At 36.1% G+C, this 24,536-nt stretch carries 21 protein-coding genes and 1 tRNA gene; 2 read left to right on the plus strand and 20 right to left on the minus strand.

The features are described 5' to 3' along the window. Nucleotides 1–21: 21 nt before the first annotated feature. The 15 genes from K9N40_00250 to K9N40_00320 form a co-directional block, all read right to left on the minus strand. On the minus strand, nucleotides 22–1,272 hold the full coding sequence (locus K9N40_00250) for a DUF4147 domain-containing protein (protein ID MCF7812892.1): 1,251 nt from the start codon (nucleotides 1,270–1,272) through the stop codon (nucleotides 22–24). 3 nt (nucleotides 1,273–1,275) lie between these two features. Further along, nucleotides 1,276–3,132, minus strand: a complete 1,857-nt coding sequence (locus K9N40_00255; protein ID MCF7812893.1) for a T9SS type A sorting domain-containing protein — start codon at nucleotides 3,130–3,132, stop codon at nucleotides 1,276–1,278. A 27-nt stretch (nucleotides 3,133–3,159) separates the two neighbouring features. Beyond that, nucleotides 3,160–3,963, minus strand: coding sequence for a hypothetical protein (locus tag K9N40_00260; protein MCF7812894.1), 804 nt, complete (start codon nucleotides 3,961–3,963; stop codon nucleotides 3,160–3,162). Nucleotides 3,964–4,445: 482 nt separating this feature from the next. Then, entirely contained in the window at nucleotides 4,446–6,539 is a 2,094-nt protein-coding gene (locus K9N40_00265) for a PKD domain-containing protein (GenBank protein MCF7812895.1), read from the minus strand. A gap of 59 nt (nucleotides 6,540–6,598) precedes the next feature. Then, on the minus strand, nucleotides 6,599–7,387 hold the full coding sequence (locus K9N40_00270) for a class I SAM-dependent methyltransferase (GenBank protein ID MCF7812896.1): 789 nt from the start codon (nucleotides 7,385–7,387) through the stop codon (nucleotides 6,599–6,601). A gap of 6 nt (nucleotides 7,388–7,393) precedes the next feature. Then, nucleotides 7,394–8,557, minus strand: coding sequence for a methionine adenosyltransferase (gene metK, locus K9N40_00275; GenBank protein ID MCF7812897.1), 1,164 nt, complete (start codon nucleotides 8,555–8,557; stop codon nucleotides 7,394–7,396). An 8-nt stretch (nucleotides 8,558–8,565) separates the two neighbouring features. Further along, nucleotides 8,566–10,278 (minus strand): phosphoenolpyruvate--protein phosphotransferase, encoded by a 1,713-nt coding sequence (gene ptsP / locus K9N40_00280; GenBank protein ID MCF7812898.1) that lies wholly within the window; start codon nucleotides 10,276–10,278, stop codon nucleotides 8,566–8,568. A gap of 6 nt (nucleotides 10,279–10,284) precedes the next feature. Beyond that, nucleotides 10,285–10,551, minus strand: a complete 267-nt coding sequence (locus K9N40_00285) for an HPr family phosphocarrier protein (protein MCF7812899.1) — start codon at nucleotides 10,549–10,551, stop codon at nucleotides 10,285–10,287. A gap of 39 nt (nucleotides 10,552–10,590) precedes the next feature. Then, a complete protein-coding gene (hprK, locus tag K9N40_00290) occupies nucleotides 10,591–11,553 on the minus strand; it encodes an HPr(Ser) kinase/phosphatase (GenBank protein MCF7812900.1) in 963 nt (320 codons plus the stop codon). 71 nt (nucleotides 11,554–11,624) lie between these two features. Then, complete coding sequence (gene raiA, locus K9N40_00295; GenBank protein ID MCF7812901.1) at nucleotides 11,625–12,152, minus strand: ribosome-associated translation inhibitor RaiA; 528 nt, start codon at nucleotides 12,150–12,152, stop codon at nucleotides 11,625–11,627. Between the two features lie 31 nt (nucleotides 12,153–12,183). Further along, complete coding sequence (gene lipA / locus K9N40_00300) at nucleotides 12,184–13,065, minus strand: lipoyl synthase (GenBank protein ID MCF7812902.1); 882 nt, start codon at nucleotides 13,063–13,065, stop codon at nucleotides 12,184–12,186. A gap of 89 nt (nucleotides 13,066–13,154) precedes the next feature. Next, on the minus strand, nucleotides 13,155–14,546 hold the full coding sequence (lpdA, locus tag K9N40_00305) for a dihydrolipoyl dehydrogenase (protein ID MCF7812903.1): 1,392 nt from the start codon (nucleotides 14,544–14,546) through the stop codon (nucleotides 13,155–13,157). Between the two features lie 45 nt (nucleotides 14,547–14,591). After that, nucleotides 14,592–16,052, minus strand: coding sequence for an RNA polymerase factor sigma-54 (rpoN, locus tag K9N40_00310; protein ID MCF7812904.1), 1,461 nt, complete (start codon nucleotides 16,050–16,052; stop codon nucleotides 14,592–14,594). Between the two features lie 20 nt (nucleotides 16,053–16,072). Further along, nucleotides 16,073–16,810, minus strand: a complete 738-nt coding sequence (gene lptB / locus K9N40_00315; GenBank protein MCF7812905.1) for an LPS export ABC transporter ATP-binding protein — start codon at nucleotides 16,808–16,810, stop codon at nucleotides 16,073–16,075. A 361-nt stretch (nucleotides 16,811–17,171) separates the two neighbouring features. Next, nucleotides 17,172–17,247 (minus strand) — tRNA-Thr (locus K9N40_00320). 111 nt (nucleotides 17,248–17,358) lie between these two features. On the opposite strand from K9N40_00320, the gene K9N40_00325 reads away from it, so the two are divergent. Further along, complete coding sequence (locus tag K9N40_00325; GenBank protein ID MCF7812906.1) at nucleotides 17,359–18,048, plus strand: HAD family hydrolase; 690 nt, start codon at nucleotides 17,359–17,361, stop codon at nucleotides 18,046–18,048. An 8-nt stretch (nucleotides 18,049–18,056) separates the two neighbouring features. Then, nucleotides 18,057–18,500 (plus strand): C-GCAxxG-C-C family protein, encoded by a 444-nt coding sequence (locus K9N40_00330; GenBank protein ID MCF7812907.1) that lies wholly within the window; start codon nucleotides 18,057–18,059, stop codon nucleotides 18,498–18,500. A gap of 42 nt (nucleotides 18,501–18,542) precedes the next feature. Here K9N40_00330 and tsaD read toward each other — a convergent pair whose 3' ends face one another. The 5 genes from tsaD to K9N40_00355 all read right to left on the minus strand — a co-directional run bounded on the left by tsaD (nucleotide 18,543) and on the right by K9N40_00355 (nucleotide 24,495). Next, complete coding sequence (gene tsaD / locus K9N40_00335) at nucleotides 18,543–19,553, minus strand: tRNA (adenosine(37)-N6)-threonylcarbamoyltransferase complex transferase subunit TsaD (GenBank protein MCF7812908.1); 1,011 nt, start codon at nucleotides 19,551–19,553, stop codon at nucleotides 18,543–18,545. Then, entirely contained in the window at nucleotides 19,531–20,436 is a 906-nt protein-coding gene (locus K9N40_00340; GenBank protein ID MCF7812909.1) for a hypothetical protein, read from the minus strand. The genes tsaD and K9N40_00340 overlap by 23 nt, the downstream gene beginning before the upstream one ends. A gap of 19 nt (nucleotides 20,437–20,455) precedes the next feature. After that, nucleotides 20,456–21,274, minus strand: a complete 819-nt coding sequence (locus tag K9N40_00345; protein MCF7812910.1) for a DNA alkylation repair protein — start codon at nucleotides 21,272–21,274, stop codon at nucleotides 20,456–20,458. Between the two features lie 140 nt (nucleotides 21,275–21,414). Further along, entirely contained in the window at nucleotides 21,415–23,091 is a 1,677-nt protein-coding gene (locus tag K9N40_00350; GenBank protein MCF7812911.1) for a bifunctional metallophosphatase/5'-nucleotidase, read from the minus strand. Between the two features lie 6 nt (nucleotides 23,092–23,097). Beyond that, nucleotides 23,098–24,495 (minus strand): outer membrane protein transport protein, encoded by a 1,398-nt coding sequence (locus K9N40_00355; GenBank protein MCF7812912.1) that lies wholly within the window; start codon nucleotides 24,493–24,495, stop codon nucleotides 23,098–23,100. Nucleotides 24,496–24,536: the final 41 nt, after the last annotated feature.

Genomic DNA, 24,536 nt, shown 5'->3' on the forward strand with positions numbered 1-24,536 from the left:
TTATATTGAAAGTAAAAGATTTTATTCGGAATCGATCAAAACCAGCATCAGATCGTTGACGTTAGTTCCTGTGGGGCCCGTTTTTTTTAATGCATCAATTTTTGACAGAACGAAATAAGAATTGCAAGCTTCAATTTCCTTATCAAAATCTATTTGCATTTCCTTTATTTTTGGGAACGTATTCTCATCTACAAATCCACCAGCTGCATCGGTTGGTCCGTCGGTTCCATCGGACGCTATCGACAAAAAAGAAACACCTTTCATGCCAGCAATTTTCTTTGCCATCAATAATGCTAAATGCTGATTACGTCCGCCTTTTCCATTTCCAGAGATTTTTATAATCGGTTCTCCGCCAAAAATTAAAATTACAGGTTTGGAATGCTCTAAAGAATCTATCTTTGCAGTTTTGGTTTCATTGAATATTTCTTCAGCTACAATTTCCAAATTTTCTCGAAAACTGGTTTTCCCTACTTTTACTTCGAAGCCTTTTCCTTGTGAGATTTCAGCAGCTTTCCGGCATAGCAATTCGACGTTTCCAATAACTTTATTTTCAGCATTTGTAATAGATTTCGGTGTTTCAATTTGGATTGCTTTTCTAACATTTTCTGAAACTCTAATATTATATTTTGCAAGTAATTCCAGGGCTTGTTCTGAAGTTGATTGATCAGCAGAAACAGGACCGGAAGCGATCATACTGATATCGTCTCCGATTACATCGGAAAGAATAAAACTGTGGATTTTGCGAGGTGATAAAAGCTGGGCAAATCTTCCGCCTTTAACAGCAGAAACGTGCTTTCGGACTGTGTTAATTTCGTTGATCGTTGCACCTGAATTGATCAATTTCTGATTTAAATCTATCAATTCTGCCAAAGATATTCCTGAAATTGTTTTTTCAAACAGTGAGGAACCACCTCCGGAAATCAGGAAAAGTATTTCATAATCTTCGGAAATATTTTCTATTTCTTTCAAGATTGTATCTGTAGCTTTCAGAGAATTTTTATCTGGAAAAGGATGACCTGCTTCGTATATTTTGCAGTTTTTTATTTCACCTTTTAAATGATGATATTTAGTAATTACGAAACCTTGTTCAATTCTATTTCCAAGTAAATCGATAGCTGTTTCTGCCATTTGCCAGGCTGCTTTGCCGATGGAAATTAACAAGAGCTTTTTATCTGTTTGAAAATTTGCTAATTCCTTTTGCAGCAACTTCCCGGCATTCAGCTCGGAGATTGATTCTTTTGCAATATTAAGTAGAGTTTTCTTATTATTCATCTATTATTTCAGAAGCAACATCTTCCTGGTTTGCAAAACTTTACCACTTTTAAATTTACAAAAATAAATTCCTGAAGCAACAGATTTATTCTTATCATCATTTCCGTTCCAAACAACACTTCCTACACTCGTTCCAAAACTCCCGTTTGGGAATGCAAAAGTTTTGACTTTTTGTCCTTTCAAGTTGTAGATTTCAATGGCAGCAAACGAGGACGTTTGCGGTACATTAAAACTAATTGTTGTGGCAGGATTGAACGGATTAGGATAGATTGTCGTGATTCCTGTCATTAAGTCAAGTTCTTGTAAAACACCTGTACCTTCATAAATAAATCCGATATTTATTATTACTGATTCACCACCGTCATCATATACAGCACTCACACCTGCTAAATATGTTTGCCCATTAACCAGATTTTCAAATTGCCACTCAGTTTCTTCAGTAAAATCTACAAAGGTGGAATCCAAATATACATTGAAACCAGACAATGTATTTAAAGGTGGTGCCAGCCAGGATAATATTCCCGTATTTTCATCAATCTGTACATTTCCGGGAGGTTCATAATTGCCCCCGAACCACTCCAAAGTAAGATCAATATTATCTGTAACTTGCCCTGGTATAACAATAACGTCCTCAATAATATCAGTTTCATAATTGATCAAAGTAGCCATTACATCATAGGTTCCCGGCTCAATTGTGATTGAATAATCTCCATTTGCATCGGGATGCACAGTTTGATCTCCTGCAATAACTTCCACATCTTCCACATTTCCGTTTCCACCATCCAACGTAACCATTCCTTCTATAGTTCCAGCGTATCCGGGATTTAACATTACATCATCTACATACCAATAATTAATATCAAATGAATTACCTTCGAAAACCCAGGCTATTTGAAATGTTTCTGAGCCAACATCTGGTGATATGAAGTTAAGACTGATAATCTGAGGATCAATATTAGCAATCGGTTCAATTTCCCATACTGTATTCCAGTTAGTTCCATCGCTGGTTGTCTGTACTCTCAAAGTATAAGGGTCTCCATCATAGTCGTTCACAGAATGCCAAAATTCAAGCATTAAGGCTGAACAATCTTCTGTATTCAGAATTGGGCTTATAAGTCGTTGAGTTGCAGTTGTACTTGGTGACCACGAAAATTGTGCTTCCGGTGCATTTCCACCTGCATTGTTGCCCATTCCGTGAACCCAGTTAACCTGCCCTGAAGTTGATTCTGTTGTCCAACCATCAGGCAGCCAGGTGGTAAAATCTTCCAATATCAGATAAAGAGGTGGCCACCAGGGAATATTTGATTCTGCTATTCCACCATCACCTATAGCATTGTAAGGCTGGACGGAATAATAATAAATTCCTGCAGCAGGGATAGTATCGTCGATAAACTCAGTTGCAATACCTGCCAGTTCGAAAACACAATTATCCGGATATCGAACGATATGATATCCAAGAATAGACATATTGAATGCACCGCCATGTAAACCGGTTGTTGGATTATCCCAAGTTAGTGTTGCTGATAATATTCCTGGAGCAGTTTGCTCACATAGCAGGTTCTCAACTGCTGCCGGGACATCTTCCCCAACCCACACAGATTCCACATAGGGAATTCCCTCTCCATAGCTGTTGTAACCTACTATTCTGTATTCATACATGCCATTGTCTGGAACAGTATTATCAAGATAACTTCCCGGTCCGCCAATGACAGGATCTTCGTCTGTATAGATCAAAACATCATCACGATAAACACGCATTCCCAGTAATTCTGTTAAAGGTGTCCCATAAAACGTATTTTCAGGGCAAGTCCAACTTAAGCTTACTTCCAGGATACCAGAAGGATCAGGGATAATGTCCACATCCTGCGGACTTCCAGGAAAATCGCCTCAGGGTGAATAACCCACCTCTAAAAGCACAATATAATCCGGTGTTCCTTGCAGCAATACTCCTAATGATCTGTAACTGAGTTGCCAATCGGTCATAACGCAAGCACCGCCGGCAATAGCTCCGGCAGCCCCATAAATTGTAGCATTAAATACATCTAATTGTGCCAGACTGTTGTAAGGATCGAGCCGATAGATATTACAACCGGGATCCTGGCTGTGAGCATAAAGATAAGGGCCAATTGGATCACAATCATAAGCCAGACCATACAGAGAACCCCACCAGGGATAGCTGTTCAAAATAGTACCATCTCTATCCCAGTTTACGATGTTGTCTCCCCAGTTGCCACTCCAGAAAGTATCGCTAACCTCATCATATGCAAGCGCCCGAACTGATTGTCCAGCAACGTTGATAAAATTAGCTGTAACTGCATTTCCGGTTTCAGATTCCCAGCAGAAAACTTCCTGTGAAGCAGCTGAACCGTACATATAATTGCCATCGAAAGCCATGTCTCGACAACCTGTAAGAGGAGCTGTGATCGGTTCAATATAATTTCCATCAACATCAAATTTGAAAAGCTGATCACTGCCGTTCCATTTGGATGCATAAAAATAAGTTCCATCCCATTCCACTCCGGCAAGTCCGGTCTGTCCTGTTGGTGTATCTACATCAAACTGCAGAAGCACATCCCACATATCTTCTGTTTCAGGAATATCGACTTTTGTCTGGATCGGAGATTTATCCTGAATTGAGTATGAATTAATAAAATATAAAATCACAAAAAATAAAATCGCAAATCGTTTCATAATTCCTCCGCTTTCATGGTGAAAATTTTAATCTTTTACTATTCTAAAATCAATTATTTAAATATTTGTGTCAAATGAAATATGAAGGCAGGTAGGAATAAGAGAAGTAAAGCTGCAAGGTTTTCACGATATTCATCGTGTGTAAAGCCAAAAGTGAACCTCAGAAAGACGATTTTTGGAGTTAATCGATTCTTCGATTTTAAGCGACAAAGTTGCTTGCAATTTTAATTTATTAATCCAGCCATATCATTCGATACGATGCTTCGCGTCACTCAGGATGACACGGTTTTTCTCGTCATTGCGAGTGCTTCTGGCAATATATACTACTTCGAAGCAATCTCAGAGAATGAGAAGTATATCTAAAAGTTCAAAAAAGCAGAATTAAAACTGTCCCATGATTAACTCAAGAGTTAATTATTTAATTGCATTTTGTAGCTTTTCAATCATATCGGTTTTTTCCCAGGTAAATTCTATATCGTATTTCACTTAAGATATATCACTTTAATAGTTTCATTACAAGTATCTGATTTTAGCTTTACGAAATATATTCCAGAACCTTGCTTTTCTGCATTCCAAATGAACACATGGTGACCTGGATTAAAATGAGAAGATAAAATTAACTGGCCTTTAGCGTTAAAAATATCAAGTAAAGCATTTTCGTCGTTTTTCACATCAAATGATATATGACTTATAGGATTAAAAGGGTTAGGATAACAGCTATTTAGTCTAGTTTTATTCGGTATGTTTAAATTACAAACATTTGTAGCAGTAACATTAATGTAATCGTTTTTAAGTTCAAAATCGTTTTCAACTCCATCAGACACATAAAGATATACAGAAAATAATCCCGATTCTTCATAGCAACAAATCGGATTGGGATCATTACTATCAATAAACCCATCATTATTAAAGTCCCACAATCTTTGTGAAATGATACCAGATGATAAATCAGTAAAATGTACATATAGAGGAGCTTGTCCTGATATCGGAGTTCCTGAAAAATCACAATCTACATGTTCGTATGTTGTAATAAAATCACTTATCAGGTGACTATTGGAATAATTGCCACAATAAACTGTAAGTTTCACAGAAAACACACCCACTGAATTGTAAGTAAATATAGGATCTTGCAAATATGAATCAATAATTCCATCATTGTTGAAATCCCATTCCCAGCTAGTTATATTACCCAACGATAAGTCGGAAAATTCAACTTCTAGTGGTGAATAACCATTTGTTGGAGTAGCATCAAACATAGCTTCAACGTTATTAACAGTTATGTAGTTTTCTTTAATCACAGTATCTTGATCTTGACCATCATATACAGTCAGCGATATAGTATAGTTTCCTGGAGTAGTGTACAAAAAAGATGGATTTTGAGTATAAGAATCAATAATACCGTCATTATTGAAATCCCATTCCCAATTAACAATATTTCCTGAAGACGTATCAGTAAATTGTACATCTAATGATACGTAACCAATCAAAGGAAAAGCTTCAAAATCAGCCTCTAAATTTTGGTAAAAATAATATCTACCAATATCAGATATAGTCCCATCAGGATCGAGAGGAGAATCCGGATCACCTGCATCAATACAAGGGGATTGTTCGGTTAAATGAAAACTCAGATTTTGAGGATCAATAAATAATGGATCTTCGTTAATATTTCCATTTCCAGTATAACCTCCTTCTATGTTAGAATAAGTAATATTAACTGATCCTCCATTAATATCAATTTCATTTGAATTATTCCACAAAATTGTATTAGTAATATCAACAAAACAATTTGAACCAATAAATATTCCTCCACCAGAAGGTGCATTATTTCCAAAAATTGTAAGATTGGTTAAAACAGGATTGCAATTTACATGACATATTATTCCACCTCCTTCATTGGAAGCTACATTATTAATAATCTTAACTCTAGATAACTCAGGATTACTATCTCCATAGATATACAATCCTCCACCCCACATCGATGTATTATTAGTTATAGAAACATTATCTAACACAATATGTGAAGTATTATTTATTTGAATACCACCACCTGTTTGATTTGCATAATTATCCTCAATTATTACATTGCGAAATTCAGCACAAGAATAAGAACAAAAAATACCTCCTCCTTTTCCGTATCCTAATGCATTATTTTCTTTAACTAAGCAATTTAATATTACTGGATCGGAGTAAGTACATCTAATTCCAGCACCATAATTATAATTCCAAAAAAGTTCTGCAAGACCATGTGTTATTGTAAATCCGATTAAACGAGCAAAGGGTGATTCTCCATTTTGAAATATCACTACATTACCGTTATTTGAACCATCAATTATTGTAGTTTCTATATAAGTAGAATCACCTGTTGTCAAAAATAGTGAAGCTACTGAAACATTATGTCCATTAAAATTGATATTCTCGAAATAAGTACCCGGTTGAACTAAAATTGTATCACCCATTATTGATGCATCAATTCCCTGTTGTATTGTTGGGTAATCTTCTGGAATATTAATTAAGCTTTGTAACATTATAATAGTTAAAAAAAATAAAATAATAGTGCATTTTGATTTCATCTTCATAAAATCCTCCAAATTATCAACTTAATAATGCTTTAAGTATTTAGTATTTATGATTACTCTTATTTCCGTATTAAATAGAAGCAAGTGGTTATGAACAAATCTCTGATATAAGGTATTTTACTGATAATATTGAATTGTTTTTTCGGCTTAAGACCAAATTTGATTTCATAATTTGGGTTTATTAAATAAAATATTTTATGGGCAACAATAAATTGGTTAACTCTTAATATCCTTTCGAATCTTTCAATTGTTATCCCAGTTTCTTTTGTTTCCATGAGATTATTTATTTTTTTGTCGTTTTCTCCAAAGATTTTTAATATCCCTTTATATAAGAAATTTGGTAATAAGTGAATATAAGGCATTAATGACACTATTTTGTTATCACATATCTGTTGATGTCCACCCCAAGGCATTTGCCATGGAGGAAAAGCAATAAAAATATATCCGTTGTCATGAATATTTTGAGCTAAAAACTTTAGCAATTTTCCTTGGTCATGTATATGTTCTATTGTATCTTTTAATAAAATCAAGTCAAATTTTTTCAGTTCACTAAAATTAAAATCATATATATCACCTGCGAAAAATTCAAATGAATTGGATTTTCTTATCTCAGAAAAATATTTATTTGCATTTTCTATTTTGTTAGGAGCTAAGTCAATACCTGTTATATCGCAACCAAGTTCATAGAAAGCTTTAAGAACACCTCCTTCACCTGATCCAATCTCTAAAACTCGTATTTTACTGGAAACGTTTAATTTTTTTTCAATAAATGGAATAATATATTTTTTTGTGTTTTGATATTGCTGCTGAAAATATTTTTTCCTATCATAATGAAATTCAAAACTCATAAAATATTACTCCTCAGCTAATTCCAGCAATCTATCAATCATGTCGGTTTTTTCCCAGGTAAATTCTGGAAGTTCCCTGCCGAAATGGCCATAAGCAGCAGTTTTCCGATAAATCGGTCGTTTCAAATTCAGATAATCTATAATTCCATACGGTGTAAGCGGAAATAGATCTTTCACGATCTGATTTAGTTTGCCGTCTTCCAAATCGCTGGTACCAAAAGTCCGCACCATCACAGAAACCGGACGAGCTACTCCGATAGCATATGCAAGCTGCACCTCACACTCTTTTGCCAATCCGGCAGCAACGATATTTTTGGCGATGTAACGTGCCATGTAGGATGCGCTGCGATCGACTTTGGAAGGATCTTTTCCACTGAAAGCTCCACCGCCATGACTGCCTTTTCCACCGTAAGTATCAACTATGATCTTCCTGCCGGTAAGACCGGTATCGGCATGAGGTCCGCCTAATACAAATCTGCCGGTTGGATTTACGTAGATCTTTGTTTCTTCATCCATCAATTCTTGCGGAATTATCGGTTTTATTACATGTTCAATAATATCTTTTCTAATCTGCTCTAATTGCACGTCAGGATCGTGTTGAGTGGAAACAACAACTGCATCCACACGCACCGGTTTTTTATCAAAATATTCGATTGTGACCTGAGTTTTACCATCAGGACGAAGATAATTTACAGTTTTATCTTTCCTGATTTTTGCTAAACGAGCTGCCAATTTGTGCGCCAGGATCGTCGTCATCGGCATAAATTCTTCGGTTTCATCGCAGGCGTAGCCAAACATCATTCCCTGATCGCCGGCTCCCTGTTCATGATCGTCGTATTCATCCACGCCCTGTGCAATATCGGGAGATTGTTTATCGATGGTCGTGATAACTGCACAAGTGTGAGAATCGATGCCGTAATCTGCGTTATCATAGCCAATTTCCTGGATGGTTTTACGTACGATTTCCGGAATGTCCACATAACATTCCGTAGTAATTTCTCCACCAACCAGAGCCATTCCAGTTGTTAAAAAAGTTTCGCAGGCAACACGGGCTTCGGGATCACATTTTAAAATTTCATCTAATATGGAATCGGAGATCTGATCGGCCATTTTATCGGGATGACCTTCCGTTACAGATTCCGAAGTAAATAAATATTTTCCTTTTAACATAAGCTTCCTCAATCTTCGTATCTATCTAATATTTTTGAAATAGCTTCACTTGAATCTTCTTTTAAAGCTTTTACCGCAAGTTCTTTTGCACATTTCATATCCAGATTCATGATGGCATTTTTTACTCTCAACAACCTTCCCGGACTTACGCTGAGTTCATCCACACCCAAACCGAGTAACAATTTCACATAACGAATTTCGGAAGCCATTTCTCCACAAACAGCTACAGAAACATCGTTTTTATGAGCATTATCCACAGTCATTTTTATCGATCTTAAAACCGAAGGATGACAGGCTTTGTAATATTGTGATACTGCTTCGTTATCTCTATCCACAGCCAAAGTATATTGGATCAGATCATTCGTTCCTATGCTCAAGAAATCACATTGTTCTGCTATTGCATCGGAGGTGATAACAGCAGAAGGAACTTCGATCATTGCGCCAAATTTGATGTCGGAACAACAATTTACATTCTTCGTGCATAGTTCATTTCGGCATTCTTTCAAGATCTTTTTAGCTCGGATTATTTCCGCTACATCAGAGATCATTGGGAACATTATCTTGATATTTCCATGTTCATTTGCACGCAGGATCGCTCTGATCTGCTGCTTGAAAACGCTGATATTTTCAAAAGAAATCCTGATACCACGACAACCAAGGTTGGGATTTTCTTCCTTGGTCAGATTTAAAATGCTGGATAGTTTATCACCACCCACATCGATCGTGCGAATAATCAAATTTTCCGGTCTGATTTTATCGGCAATATCTTTGTAAATTTCGTATTGTTCATCCTCGGTGGGAAGTTTATTTTTATCGATAAACAGAAATTCTGTTCTAAACAGCCCGATTCCTTCACTTTTAAAATGGATAACCTGCTGAACTTCATCCGGAATTTCGATATTACTCATCAATTTAATTTGCTTCCCGTCTTTGGTTACAGCTTTTTCATCTATCAGTTTATCAAGTTTCTTTTTATATTCCTGTTCCTGCTGAAATAATTTTTGATATTTTTCCAGATCAGCTTTTTCAGGATTGATGATGATGATCCCTTCCGAACCATCTAGGATTATCTGATCTCCATCTTCTATTTCTTTTAGAAGATTGTGCACACCAGCCAGCATCGGTAGTTGCATAGAGCGTGCAATGATGCTGCTGTGAGAATTTCGGCTGCCATGAACTGTGGCCAGTCCCTTAATATTGCGTTCAAACACTTTGGTTACAAATGATGGTGTGATGTTCTCCTTCAATAAAACTGAGTCTTCATTCAGATCGACAATTCGATTTTTTCTTTGATTTAAAGAGTGGCTGAGAAATCGATAAGCAACATCTTCATAATCGGTAGCCCGTTGAGCATAAAACTCATTATCCATTTTATTAAAAATACTGGTAACCTCAGAAAAATAGTTACTTACAGCATGTTCTACACTGTAGAGTTTATCTTTGATCTGCTTGCCAACTCTTTGTATGAATTCCGGATCTTTCAGGATCATTTTCTGAGTTGATAATATTTCTTTATGTTCCTGATTGTGGGTATAATTTTCGATTAAATTATCTATTTCTTTTACTACTTTCTTTACGTCGGAATCAAATTTATCCAATTCATCGGAAATATCTTCCTGCTGAATTTTTTTCCGTTTAATCTTGATCTTTTCCTGCTGGATAATATGAGCAGTTCCAATGGCAATTCCTTCTGAGACTGGAATACCTTTAATAGTTTTCATTACTATCTATTCCTCTCCAAATTTGGTAGAAAAAAGTTCCGCTATTTCTTTGATAAGATATTCTTCATCTGGGCCATCTGCGATCAATTCCAATTCAGAACCAAATTCTGCTGCCAGCGTCATCACACCCATTATGCTCTTTCCATTAATTTCCATATCTTCTTTTACGATCTTAAATTCGGAGCGATATTTGGTAGCAGCTTTCACTATCATCGTAGCAGGGCGTGCATGCATTCCCAGCTTGTTTTCGATTTTGATCTTCTTTCTAATCATTATTTTCTTAATTCTCCACACTGCTTTTCACATTTCATTTTATTCTTTATCAGATTTTTCACTTCTTAATTTTACTTTTCTTTTCAGATCTTCCTGCAGTCGCATTGTGTATTCTTTGGCAGCATCATAGCCATACCGTTTCAAGATGTAATTCAGAGCAACTACTTCGATTATAACCGAAACATTTTTACCCGGTGAAACTGGCAAGTAAATTATTGGAATTCGTGTACCTAAGATGTCTACAATATTGTCTGATAAGCCTATTCTTTCATAGTCCAAATTATCTTTCCAGGGCATCAATTCTATCTGGACATCGATGCGTTTATTTTTCCTGGCAGCCTGAATTCCAAACATTTTTGCCACATCGATAAGACCGACTCCACGTACTTCCATAAAATGCCCATAATCGTTTGTGGAACTGCCTATCAGCATGTCATTTATTGCGGTAATTTTTACAACATCATCAGTTACAAGTCTTTGCCCTCGTTCAACTAGATCCAAGGCACATTCGCTCTTGCCAATTCCACTTTTTCCGGTAAGAAGAATTCCCACTCCATAAACATCGACCAGAGTTCCATGAATTGTTTTGGTAGGAGCAAAGATCTCCGCCAGATAATTCCGCAAACTATTGTAAAGTTTATCGGTAGTAAGCCTGGAATTTAGTATCGGAATGTTCATTTCATTGGCCAGAAATTCCATTTGTGCCGGAATCGAAAGTCCTTTTGTAACAATGATACAAGGTATGTCGTAAACGAAAACCTCTTTAATGATATTATACAAATTTTCATCGCTAAGTGATTGCAGATAGGTAATTTCAGCTTCTCCCAGAACCTGTATTCTCTGATATGAAAATCGTTCAAAATAGCCGGTAAAAGCTAATCCGGGACGATTCAGGAATTCGCTGGAAATATCTTTATTCAAAGTTTTTTCCTGCGTGATAAGAGACAGGGAAAAATCTTGGCGTTTTTCTTCAAAAAAATCTTTAATGGATTTCGTTTTCATAATAATCTACCTTGTTTAAAAGAAAAAGATAAGTTCGCTCCCCTGAAGAAAACAAGGGAGCGAACATCAATTTATGGTTCTAACAATTTATAGTGATTTTCGTCTTTCTTAACTAACACATTTACTCGATCTGTTTCAAGATTTTTGAAGATCAAGTATGGATCATTTATTTCATCGAATTTAGCCAGAGCATCATTTAACGTCATATTCTCTGCCAGCATTCGCTTTATTTTAATAGTTTTTCTATCGTTACCCCTTTCTATAAGATTGGCATAAACAAAACTTGAACTCTCTTTTAGACTTCGCTTCTGGTGATGATCGGTCCATTTATCCTTCATTTTTTTGATTTGCTGCTCCATTTTATCCACAGCAACATCAATTGCGAAATACATGTCTTTTTCAGCCGTTTCGCTTTTTAGATTGTGTTTGGGAATGTGCATTACCAATTCAACCCTGTTCATATTATTCTCTAAAGCAAGAATAAAATGAGCTGTGATGATATTATCGAAATACCTCTCCAATTTGCTTACAGAATCATAGATATGATCTCTGATCGCATTGGTCAAATGGAAATGTCTTGCAGTGATCGTAACTTGCATATTAACCCCTTTCTTACTTAATTTTTTGATCTTATTCAACAGATCTTTTGATTAGATTTCTCGCTTTGTCTGCCTGAAACGAACTGCGAACCAACGGTGCAGATTCCACAATAGCAAAACCCATTTTTTCTCCTTCGTCCTGATAATATTTGAATATATCGGGGTGAACATATTCCTGCACAGGATAATGCTTTCTGGAAGGAGCCATGTATTGGCCAATTGTGACGAGATCTACATCGATTTCCCGCAATTGTTTCAACAGAGATACGATTTCTTCTTTCGATTCTCCCAGACCTACCATAAATCCGCTTTTAGTCAGCATTTCAGGATCGATGTCTTTTACTTTTTTCAGTACAGACAAAGACCTGGCAAAATCTGCCATTGTACGAACAGCAGAATATAATCGGGGAATCGTTTCGACATTATGATTAAACACATCCGGACCAGCTTTGGCAACAGCTTCCACCTGATCCAGATCACCATTAAAATCCGATGTTAACAGCTCAATTGTTACATTATTTTCACAGTTTTTTCTTATTTCCTGCATTGTTTTAATAAAATGATTTGCTCCGCCATCTGGAAGATCATCTCGTGTAACAGTAGTGATAACAACATGTTTCAAGTTTAATTCTTTGCACAATAAGGCAATGGAATGTGGTTCCTTTTCATCTGGTGGCAACAGCTTTGATATAGCTTTTTCTACAGCACAGAAAGTACAATTTCTGGTACAAACTTCTCCCAGAATCATGAAAGTAGCTGTTCCTCTTTCGAAACATTCTCCCTGATTCGGGCATTTAGCACTTTCACAAACTGTGTGTAACTTATATTTTCTTAAATTATGTATAATTTCCTGCGCTTTTCTGGCTCCCAATTTTTGCGATTTCAGCCAGGCAGGTTTTCTTAATTCACTCATATAATTATTCTAACTATATTTACATATTCTGCAAATTTTCTTTATCACAAATTTTCTCAAATTTTCAATTGACTCATTCTAATTTTTTCTTACATTTTGTGAATAGCTAATTTTTCCAGATCTTCGATGGATTCCATAACTGCTTCAGACAGAGTGGGATGAGCAAAAACTATTTTCTTCACATCCGCGATAGTAGCATTTGAACCGATCAAAATTCCTCCCTGTGCGATCAATTCGGTTGCTTGCGGTCCGATGATGTGCATTCCAACCAGTTGATGGTTTTTTTTGTCTGCAATGGTTTTTACAAAGCCAAAAGTGCTTCCCGATCCCAAAGCTTTGCCGTTGGCGGTGAAGGGAAATTTTCCAACTAAAATTTCTTCATATTTTTCTTTTGCCTCATCTTCAGTAAAACCAACCGAACCAATTTCCGGATTGGTAAAAGTACAGGCTGGAATCTTGTTATAATCCAAATCCAGAATCTCTTCATTGGCAGAATTAATTTCATTATGCAAAAGATCAGCAACGATCAAACCCTGCTTGCTGGCAGTGTGAGCCAGCATCAATTTGCCTGTAACATCACCGATCGCAAAAACGTTTTTTAGGTTTGTATGGAAGTAATTGTCGATGTAGATGAAACCATTTTCCTGATCCAAACTACAATTTTCAAATTTTAAATCGCAAACTGGAGCTCTGCCAACGCTGACTAAAACTTTTTCAGTTTCTATTTCTTTGCCGTTAGAAAGCTTAAGAATTATCTTTTCACCATCTTTTTCGTAATCTTCTACTGCTGTCTTCAAATGAACTTTTATTCCGGATCTTTTTAATGCCATCGCCAGCCGTTTGGAAATCTCTATATCCTCCATAGAAACCAGATTTGGCAGGAATTCTACAATCTCAACTTCCACGCCGAATTTATTGTAAATAGAGGCAAATTCGCAACCTACAACTCCACCACCAACAACGACTAATTTTTTCGGTAATTCCTGCAGAGAAAGCAGATCTTTTGATGACAGAATTTTTTCGCCATCGAATTTGAGAAAAGGCAGCTCTTTTGGTTTCGAACCGGTAGCAAGAACTATGAAATCTGCTTCGTACTGGTTTTGATCGGTGATGATTTTATATTTTTCATCTGTCTTAATTATTTTCGTTACAACTTCTTTCAGATTGGGAATTTTTCTTTTCTGGAACATGAATTCCACACCAGAAACAAGCTGTTCAACGACTTTATTTTTGCGTTCCCAAATTTTATCGTATTCTACTTTTGCCGATTTCACGGAAAGACCAAAATTCTCTGCTTCCTTTATCTCAGCAAAAAGTTCTGCGACTTTTACATAAGATTTTGTGGGAATACAGCCCCAATTCAGGCAAACGCCACCCAATCTTTCTTTTTCGAAAACCATTGTATCAATTCCGTATTGCTGCAGTCTGATAGCTGTAACATAACCACCGGGACCACCACCGATAATTGCAACTTTTTTCATTCTCGTTTTATCTCCTGAAATTAGCTATTTTGTAGACAGACACTTCTATTCTTTTCGACGTAGATGGCTATTCAAAATGCCTTTGGATTTGCGGTATTTTGCCACAACTCTGCGGGAAACATTTATGCCATCTTCTTTTAATCTGTCGGCTATATCCTGATCGCTGAGAGGGTTGTGTGGATCTTCCGCATCGATCATTTTTTTTATCTGAATTTCCACACTGTGGCGCGAAACAGAATTGTATTTATCATCCTTTCCTGCTTTACTTGTAAAGAAATCTTTTAAACACATAATTCCAAAAGGAGTATCTGCATATTTTTCTCTTACAACGCGGGAAATTGTCGATTCATTTACCTGAAGCTCTTCCGCTATTACCGAATAAGTTAGTGGATTTAACACTCCAGTTTCTTCGAAGAAAAAGCCCGGTTGGTTGTTAATTATAGACCGCATAACTCTTTCCAAAGTTCTACTTCGAAGGTAAACAGATTTTATCAGAAATTTTGCTGAATTTATTTTATTCCGAACATACTCTACAGCCTGCTTATCTTTTTTTACACCGGCAAGAATGCTTTTATAGCGCCTGCTCATGCGTATTTTGGGAAAGTAGAAATCATTGATTATGATCTCATATTCATTTCCGATCTTCTTTAAAATTATATCCGGTGTTACATATTTATCATTGTTGTTTTGAATTCTGAGCCCGGGCTTGGGATCAAGTTTCGCGATCACATCTTTCCAACTATAAATCACTTTTATATTCACACCGAATATCGAAGCAATTTTTTTGTGTCTTTTGTGAATAAGATCTTCGAAATGATCTTCTATCAGTTTTACGATCTGATGATTTTCTTCCGAATCTTCCAGCTGAGCTAATAAACATTCCTGAATATTTCTTGCTGTTATTCCCGATGGTGATAGATGAAGGATCATCTGATGAATTTCATTCGATCTTTCATAATCGATACCATATTCATCACCCAAGCTTTCCAGTATGAAGCCCTTGGGTAAATAACCGTGGGCATTGGAACTTTCTACCAATTCATAGGCAAAATCGTATTCAGATTGACTCAAATCAAGTTTTTCCAGTTGTTCCAGGAAGGTTGATCTTTTATCTTCCACCGTTTTCAGCATTTGATCAAAATCTGCACCTTCTGAAGAAGCTACTTTACCACCACCTGAAGATTCGTAATAATATTCGTTGAAGTTATCCAGAATTTCGCTTAATTCTTTTGTCTCTTCCAAAGTTTTCTGCAATTCAGGGTCGTCGGAGAGATCATCGAGTTCCTTTTCCTGTTTCTCTTCTTTTTCTTCCTGTTGGTTTTCTTCGTCTTCTTCTGGTTTTCTATCCAAAAGCTCCAGCATCGGATTCGTGATCATTTCCTGTTTAAGATGCGTTTCCAGCTGCATTAAAGGCATAGCCAGCATTTCGAGTGACTGCAGCATCTTAGGCTTTAGCAATAGACTTTGGGTTTGTTTTTGATATAATGTCTGTCGAAGCTTACTCATGATAATTTCCCAACCAAAATTTATTCATAATGAAATGGATTGATAAATCTTTCGCCCAGATAAACTTCGCGTGCTCTTTCATTATTCACCAATTCCCGGGAAGTTCCGGAAAATAGAATTTCACCATTGAACACGATGTAAGCTCTATCTGTTATCTTCAAAGTTTCCTGAACATTGTGATCCGTGATAAGGACTCCAATATTTTTTTCTTTCAATTTTCCAATAATATCTTGAATATCTGCAACCGCTAAAGGATCAACACCTGCGAATGGTTCATCCATCAACAAAAAAGAAGGTGATGTGACTAAAGAACGAGTAATTTCCAGTTTGCGTCTTTCACCTCCGGAAAGTGTGTAGGCTTTTTGTTTGGCAAGTTTGGTTAAGCTAAGTTCTTCCAAATGTTCTTCTAATCTTCGTTTACGTTCAGTTTTATTGATCTTCAAAGTTTCCAGGATCGCCATAATATTCTGTTCAACCGTAAGTTTATGAAAGATAGAAGGTTCCTGTGCTAAATATCCTATCCCCAGTTCTGCACGCTTGTACATTGGAAGTTTGGTGATATCTTTATCATCGAAGAATACGTGGCCTTCGTTGGCTTTTATCAGACCTAAGATCATATAAAAAGTTGTGGATTTACCAGCACCGTTAGGACCAAGAATGCCCACAACTTCACCTTGATGTATGTTTATGCTTATATTGTTTACAACCTTTCTTTTGCCATAAATTTTAACTAGATTCTTCGTTTCTATTTTATTCATATCCACCTGAAAAGCACATCTTCTCTCTCATAAATTCTAATTTAATTTTTATTAAAAGATAGGATTGTGTCAAGCTATTGTTATTATGAAATTGCGATTTGGCATAGATAATGCATATAAGTTTGGAAAATAGCGGAAGTTGGAAATCAGAAATAATTTTTGGCCCAAATAAAGAAAATTCTTAAATTTGACTATCCCCAAGGCAGAGCAGCGAGGAGTTCTGAGATTTAAACACATGAATCTGGATCACTTATCAATCAACAATTTTTAACTTTTCCTAAATCTAATTCGATAAAATAGTTTATATCAAAAAATGTCAATTTTTAATGCAAAAATCAGCTCCTAAATGCAGATAAAATAATGGTGCTGGAAAGAGGATTCGAACCTCCGACCTACTGATTACGAATCAGTTGCTCTACCAACTGAGCTATCCCAGCACTTGTTGCACAAAATTTTATCTATTATTTCGGTCAAGTTCAAATGTGCCAATAATGAACATATTTTGCGAAATCATTGACGTTATTTTATATGATTCAAGATTTCGAATCATGAAAAAAATGAACAATTTACAAGCAATTTTGTGGGATTTCGATGGAACTTTAGTAGACTCCACTCAAAAAAATCATAACGTGACGAAAAGGATATTATCAGAATTTGAGAATTCGATGAAATTTTCAAATCTTAATCTAAATCAATATTTGCTGGCACTCTCGAAGAGCAAAAACTGGTATGAATTATACATGAATCATTTTGGTTTATCCGAAATTGAAACTGTGAAAGCCGGTAAACTTTGGAGTAAATATCAATTGGAAGATGATACACCAGTAAATATATTTGATGGTTTAATAGATGTCTTAGAAACTTCACAAAGCATAAAACATGGCATAGTTTCTCAAAATTCAAAAGATAATATAAAGAAATTATTGATAGAATTACAGTTAGACAGATATTTCCAAGCAATAATCGGTTATGAAGAAGTTGAACTTGATCATCAGAAACCTCATCCAGAGGGAATTTTGAATTGTTTAGATGAAATGAGTGTAACATCGGGAAAAGTTGTTTATATTGGTGATAATGAAACCGATATTTACACGGCTATAAATGCAGATAAAAAACTTAGAGAAATTAAAATTTGCACAATAGGAGTTGATTTTGAGAATGAGAGAAATCGGAAACATTGGAAAATTCAGCCTGATTTTATTATCAATAATTTTAGAGATTTGTCCAGATTATTTTGAGGTAAGTAATGAGTAAAGCATCTTTAGCTGTCAAACTACATGATGATGGGTTTTCCTGTTCTCAAGCTGTATTTTCAGTTTTTGCAGAGGAACTTGGATTATCCACCGAAATCACTCATAAGATTGCATCAGCTTTTGGTGGAGGAATGGCTGGAAGCGGTGAAACTTGTGGAGCTGTATCAGGGGCGTTAATGGTTTTGGGTTTGAAATTTGGCAGGACACAACCTGACGATCTTGCATCTAAAGAAAAAACAAATGAGCTCAGTAACATCTTTTTTGAAAAGTTTAAAGCTAAACATCACTCACTGCTTTGCCGAGACCTGAGATTGGAAGATAGATCAACAGCGGTCCAAAAGAAATTGGCACATGAAACTTGCAGTGAATTTATAAAAGATGCTGTATTAATTCTGGAAGATATTATTGCAAAAAATCCAAATAAAGAAAATTCTTAAATTGGCCTGTCCCCAAGGCAGAGCAGCCAGGAATTCTTTCGATTAAATAATTCGTAATCCCTTTGTGGAAAAAGCGTTTAAACTAAGATCGGCAAAATCATTGCTTTCTAATTTGGGTATAGCTGCAGCACCGATCATCGCTGCATTATCCATACAATACTGCATAGCAGGAAAATAAATATTCACTTCAATCTTATGAGCTTCTTTAAACATTTCGCTACGAAGTAAGCTGTTAGCAGAAACTCCACCGGCAACAATGATATTTTTCTTTTTGTTTTTCTTAGCATAATTTATCGTTTTACTTACCAGGCTATCAATAATAGCTTGCTGCACTGATGCTGTAATATCTGGTAAATGCCTGGTAATAAATGGTTTGTCGTGATTCTCCAGATAATTTCTAACCGCAGTTTTAAAACCGCTGAAGCTGAAATCAAAATTATCTTTCTGTTGCATTGCTCTGGGAAAATCAGCAAATTTCGGATCTCCATCTTTAGCAATTCTATCGATGATAGGACCACCAGGATAACCAAGACCAAGCAATTTAGCAACCTTGTCGAAAGCTTCTCCAGCAGCATCATCACGCGTTCTTCCTACAATCGTAAATTCTTCTTCAGTTGTAAAATCTACCAATTCTGTGTGACCTCCCGAGACAACCAAAGCAAGATATGGAGGTTGCAAATTTGGATTTTCTATTTTATTGGCAAAAACATGACCCAGCATATGATTTACAGCAAGCAAAGGTTTATTCAAGCTGTAAGCCAAACTTTTGGCAAATGAAACACCAACCAGCAGAGCTCCGATCAATCCAGGATTTATGGAGACTGCAACCGCGTCTATTTCATCAAAAGTAATATTAGCCTTCTGCAATGCCAGTTCAGTTATTCTCATCACATTTTTCAGATGTAAACGAGAAGCTAATTCAGGAACAACACCACCAAAATCTTCGTGAGTAGTTTGAGAAGAAATTACATTGGAATGGACGTGATAATCGGAATCTATGACTGCTACAGATGTATCATCGCAAGAAGTCTCAAAGGCCAGAATCTTCTTCATTGAGTATAACTTGAATCCTTTGTGGTGTGTATTCTACCAATTTAACTCCAGAAGGAAGGTCGAACTTAACTCCTGTGAAACCTCTATGAATGCTGTTTAGATCAAGATTAGCTTCAATTGAATAATTTTTCAATTCTTCAACGATCTCTTCAGGTCCGCTTACCATAGCAGAAACTTTTTGTGGTATAATCGTTATATTTTCCGTTTCAGGAAATTTAATTGGAATTAGAGAAATGGTTTTGTTTACAATTTTCGTTTGAGTTACATTATAGACAACTTTATCCTTCTCTAACTGAACTTCGGGATTGGGAATTATCAGATTTGCTGTAACTTTGCCATCAGCTATCATTTTCCTATCTATTGGTTCTGTTTTTACATATTCGATCTCATTCAAGATTTCAAGTGGTCCACTTACCAAAACTCTCTGCCTTTCATTTGATATCTTATTCTCAATAAAAAATTCTTCATCGTCGGAAGAAGCAAAATCAATCTGAATCAATTTATGTTTTTCTGCCAGTTTATCCAAATTGATATAAAGATCATCATCATAATCTATATCCAAAACTTCCAGATTAATTCTTTTTGGATAGGTCAAATCTTTCTCATTAAGTTTTATCAGATTCCTTCCGTATTTATATTTCGAAGCATTTATCTGAAAACTGAAAGCTGAAAGTTTAGCAGTTATTATTTCATAGCCTTTGGCACGAATAGAAACAGTTATCTCGGGTAACTCAACTTGCTCCAAAGTAAAATCGGCACTAAGATTTTGCAAAATAATGGGAACTTGAATATCGATTTCGTGAACTTTTTGGAGAACTTGCTGCAGCCATAGCAGAACTGCTATCAGTATAACCAGGATCTTAATTACCAGATTTTTTCTCATAATTTATCCTGTAAATTTGTTAACGGTCGATGATTCTGTAAAGTCTCTCTCCCATCTCCGAAACTTTTTCATTCTCGTCTTTACACCAATCCTGAATAGTCTGTTCTGTAAGAATAACGAAGTCTTCCCGATGACCGTGACGATTTTTTTGAACAACGATATTCGCCAGTTTTTTCATCGACACCCAGATAGTTTTAATTCTTGATTCTTCAGCTTCTGCCAGCCATTCTCTGATATAGGGAAAAACAATTATCGGACTGATCTTTGCAACAGTAGACAGAACATGAGTTATCTTCTTCTGAACTTCCATAGTGTCATCATCGATAGCTTTGCCCACAAAATCCATGATAAAGGTTGGGTCGGAATTGGCAATATGTTCCAAGCCATGAAATGAAAGAGCTCGTTTTTGATAATGTTCCGAATTGATCCAATCTGTCATCTTCTTTTTCATCATTTCCGGAAAACGTTTCCAAAGATCGTTTATCACGGTTTCTACTTCCCATGGTACAGAATCAAATGCTTCTTCTATAATTTCCAAAAGTTTATTTTCATCTTCATAATAATGATTGTATAATAAGAAAAGTGCAGTAGCACGAACACCATAAATCTTGTGTTTTAACATTTTGTTAGCAATTTTCAACATCTTTTCTTTACCTTCATATTTATAAAGACGCTTTCCCAAAAACTCTCTAACAAAATAATTCGGTGTTTTAGAAATCACCATTATTCGTTTTTCAGCTGCTCGAATTTTATTTTTATCTAATAGTTTAAATATCTCGTCTATTTCCGATAAAAGTTTTCTTTTATCATCGCTGTCTAATCTTCCAATTTCGTTCAATTTATTATATCTCCCTAAGCAAAATTTGAGATTGCGAAATCCGTTTTCAAATTGATGAACGGACAATTCCGCACTTTTAAGATTCTTTATTCGCTTAATAACAACGTCAAATTTAGTATTATATTAATATGCGTCAATTTTTATTTAAATATTTTATCTTTTTTCCTCATTTGTATGATTGTATTTTGTGTTTTTTCACTCTTATCATCTCGAACCCAGCGATCATCGATCTGAGTTGAAACCGGGCTCTCTTTCTTAATGAATTCTACTATAGCATCACGCAGATCCTGTTCGTAGCGTGTGATTTTTTCTTCTGGTACTTTGGTCAACATCACCAAACCGGCATTTCCCTGCAGTAAAAAATCAGTAGTTGCTACTTTATAAATTGTATCAGCCTGCCAGGGTTCTCCGCCTATTATCAATTCAGAAACTCTATCATAGTTTTCTCTGCTTCTGTTCACTACCACCTTCACACCTGCTACTCGCAAACCATGTCTGCTGCCGGAAACTCGCATTTCAATGATATCTTTCAGGAACTGACCTTCCACTTCCATCATCACTACCTGATTGTCAAATGGCATCACATTGAAAACATCTCGATATGTTATCGGACCTTCCTTGATATCTGCACGTATTCCACCTAAATTAAGAAAGGCAAAATCTGCTTCGGTATAATCCAGCATTGCTTCGCAGACCAGGTTTCCAATTACGTTCTGGGGTCCATTTCCGCTGCGTGAAAGATAAACAGCTGCTTCACCGATAACTTCATCCATTCCTTCTTCGGCGATAGCCTGCATAGCTGCAATCGTGTCTGCAATTGCTGGATCGGGAATAAACTCATCTTCAAATAAAGTTACTAATGCACCGTTGCGGATTGAAGGTAATTCATAGCCGGAAAGTGTTTTTGTTTCAGAATCTATATTCAAAGTTACATGACCAACATTACTTCCATAGGCATAACCTTGAAATACTAAGGTATGAGTTACAGGATCTTCCCAGGGTTCATTGAAACCTTTGTGCATATGGCCACCGAACAAAACATCGATTCCTTCCACTTCGTGCGCTATTTCCTGTGCATCATAACCCCAGCGGCGTTCTTCATCACGCTCTTCTCCCGAATTATAACGCTTCTCATAAACCGGTTGCGGCTCGTAGGGCAATCCCATATGACCAACCACAAAAACCAGATCTACCTTTTCTTTTTCACGCAGAATCTTCACATATTTTTCTACTTGTTCTTTTGCTGATAAAAACTCAACATTTTTTATGTGTTCAGGAAAACTCATCTGTTCGGTATCGGTTGTTGTAACACCGATTACTCCAATTTTAACGCCCATTTTTTTTAGGATAATATAAGGTTCTACATAATCAACGAGTTGATCGGTTCCCTTTCTTACTATATTGCAGGAAAGTATCGGGAATTCAGCTTTCTGCAAAGTTTTCAGCAAGGCTTCTTCACCAATATCATATTCATGATTTCCGATCACCATCAGATCATAACTGATCATATTGTAATATTCTATGATATAGTCACCCTGGCTCATTGTACCAATCGGATGGCCTTGAAAAAAATCACCAGCATCTATCAACAGGTTATCTCGGGTTTTGTCGCTTTTCTGCCGCACACTTTTTATGTAAGTAGCAGCAACGCCGCCGCCGCCCAGCATTGGTGGGAATTGAGGATTCATGAAAGTTGCGGGATATCTATCGATGCCGCCATGAACATCGTTTGTGAACATCACATCCAATTTCAGATCTTCCGCATTTAAACAGAATATCAAAATCAGAAAAGATATCGTTATTAATATTTTTTTCATAATTTATTACCAATCAAAACTAACTGATGTTTTTAACTCCAAAAATGTTTCTTTCACTGTATCGGGATTTTCCCAACCACGATCCTGCAGATTCAGATATTGATAATTTGCCCACAAGGTAGAATAATCATAATAGCTGTCCATAAATAGATCGAGAGCTTCATACTGACGGTTGGAATACTGCAACCCAAGATCTACTGTAAAGTTATCTAATATTTTAAATCCGGTTCCTGCCGAGAAAGTTGGTTTCATTATTTTATTTGCAAAAGTTATTCCGCTCTGATCATGCAATCCGTATTCGGTAATGAAACTGAAACCTAACCTAATAGGAATGGAATTTGGCAGAACATGTTCTACGCCCAGATAATAATTGAATTGATCATCATAAAGTTTATTAATTCCAGACCAGCCAACCTGTTCCAATTCCACATAGAAATAGGTTTTCATGATATTTTGAGGTTGATATGAAATTCCTGCTCTCATTTTGGAAGGAGTTTTATATTCGGAATACATAATCGAATCAGTGTGAACGACCATTTCCAATGAATCCAGTTTGGAATAATACATGTAAACTGCGTCATCCACATCTATTCCATCCACATTGCCAGTTACGTCAAATTCGGTTTCCGGCTGATAACTTATACCAATATCAAATCTGTCATTAAACCGGTAATTTGCTCCCAGTGTGAACTGCATCGCGCTGAAATCACGCTCAACGATATTGTAAGAATTGAAGAGAGTATCAGCGGAAGTTGACATCAAATCTATAGCAGCATCCTGCCAGATGATCTCGCGTTCCCATTTTGCATCACCACTCAAGCTGGAGATCATCAATCCCAGAGAAAACATATCTTTGTATTTAAAAGCCAGATTTCCACTGATCGAATTTACTACTCCTTCGCTTTCAATGTAATTCTTTGCCAGGATCGGGGGATAACCATTATTATCAGAATTGAAATTATTCCGAACTTCTTCAAAATAATCGGCATCGAAGCTTATGGCAGGATTATATAAAACAGCTGCTCCAAAAGTGAAATCTGCCAATTTATGATTATAAAAAATTCCTGCCGAATGATAGTTGTAATAATTCAAATTATCCACATAAGTTGCTTCTCCGCTGTAGGCATCAAAAGAGTTATACATCGGAAGGGATCTTTTTTCATTTACCTGATACAGATTCATTCCGTACTGAAAACCGAGGTTGGATTTCAGGTTCATCTGATTGGCAGGATTTAGAAATGAATCGAATAAACGCATTCCCAAAGCTACACCGGTATTTCCCAAAGCAGCTGAACGTCCATTATAAACTTCTAGCTCGTTGCCATCCTGTGCATCTAATATTGAATATGAATAAATTACTCCGTTTAAAAGTAATATTATTAATAACCATCCTATTTTTTTCATCTATCCTCCGAAATATTATATCTAAAAATATTTATTTTCCC

Source organism: Candidatus Cloacimonadota bacterium, assembly GCA_021734245.1.
Taxonomy (GTDB): Bacteria; Cloacimonadota; Cloacimonadia; order Cloacimonadales; family TCS61; genus B137-G9.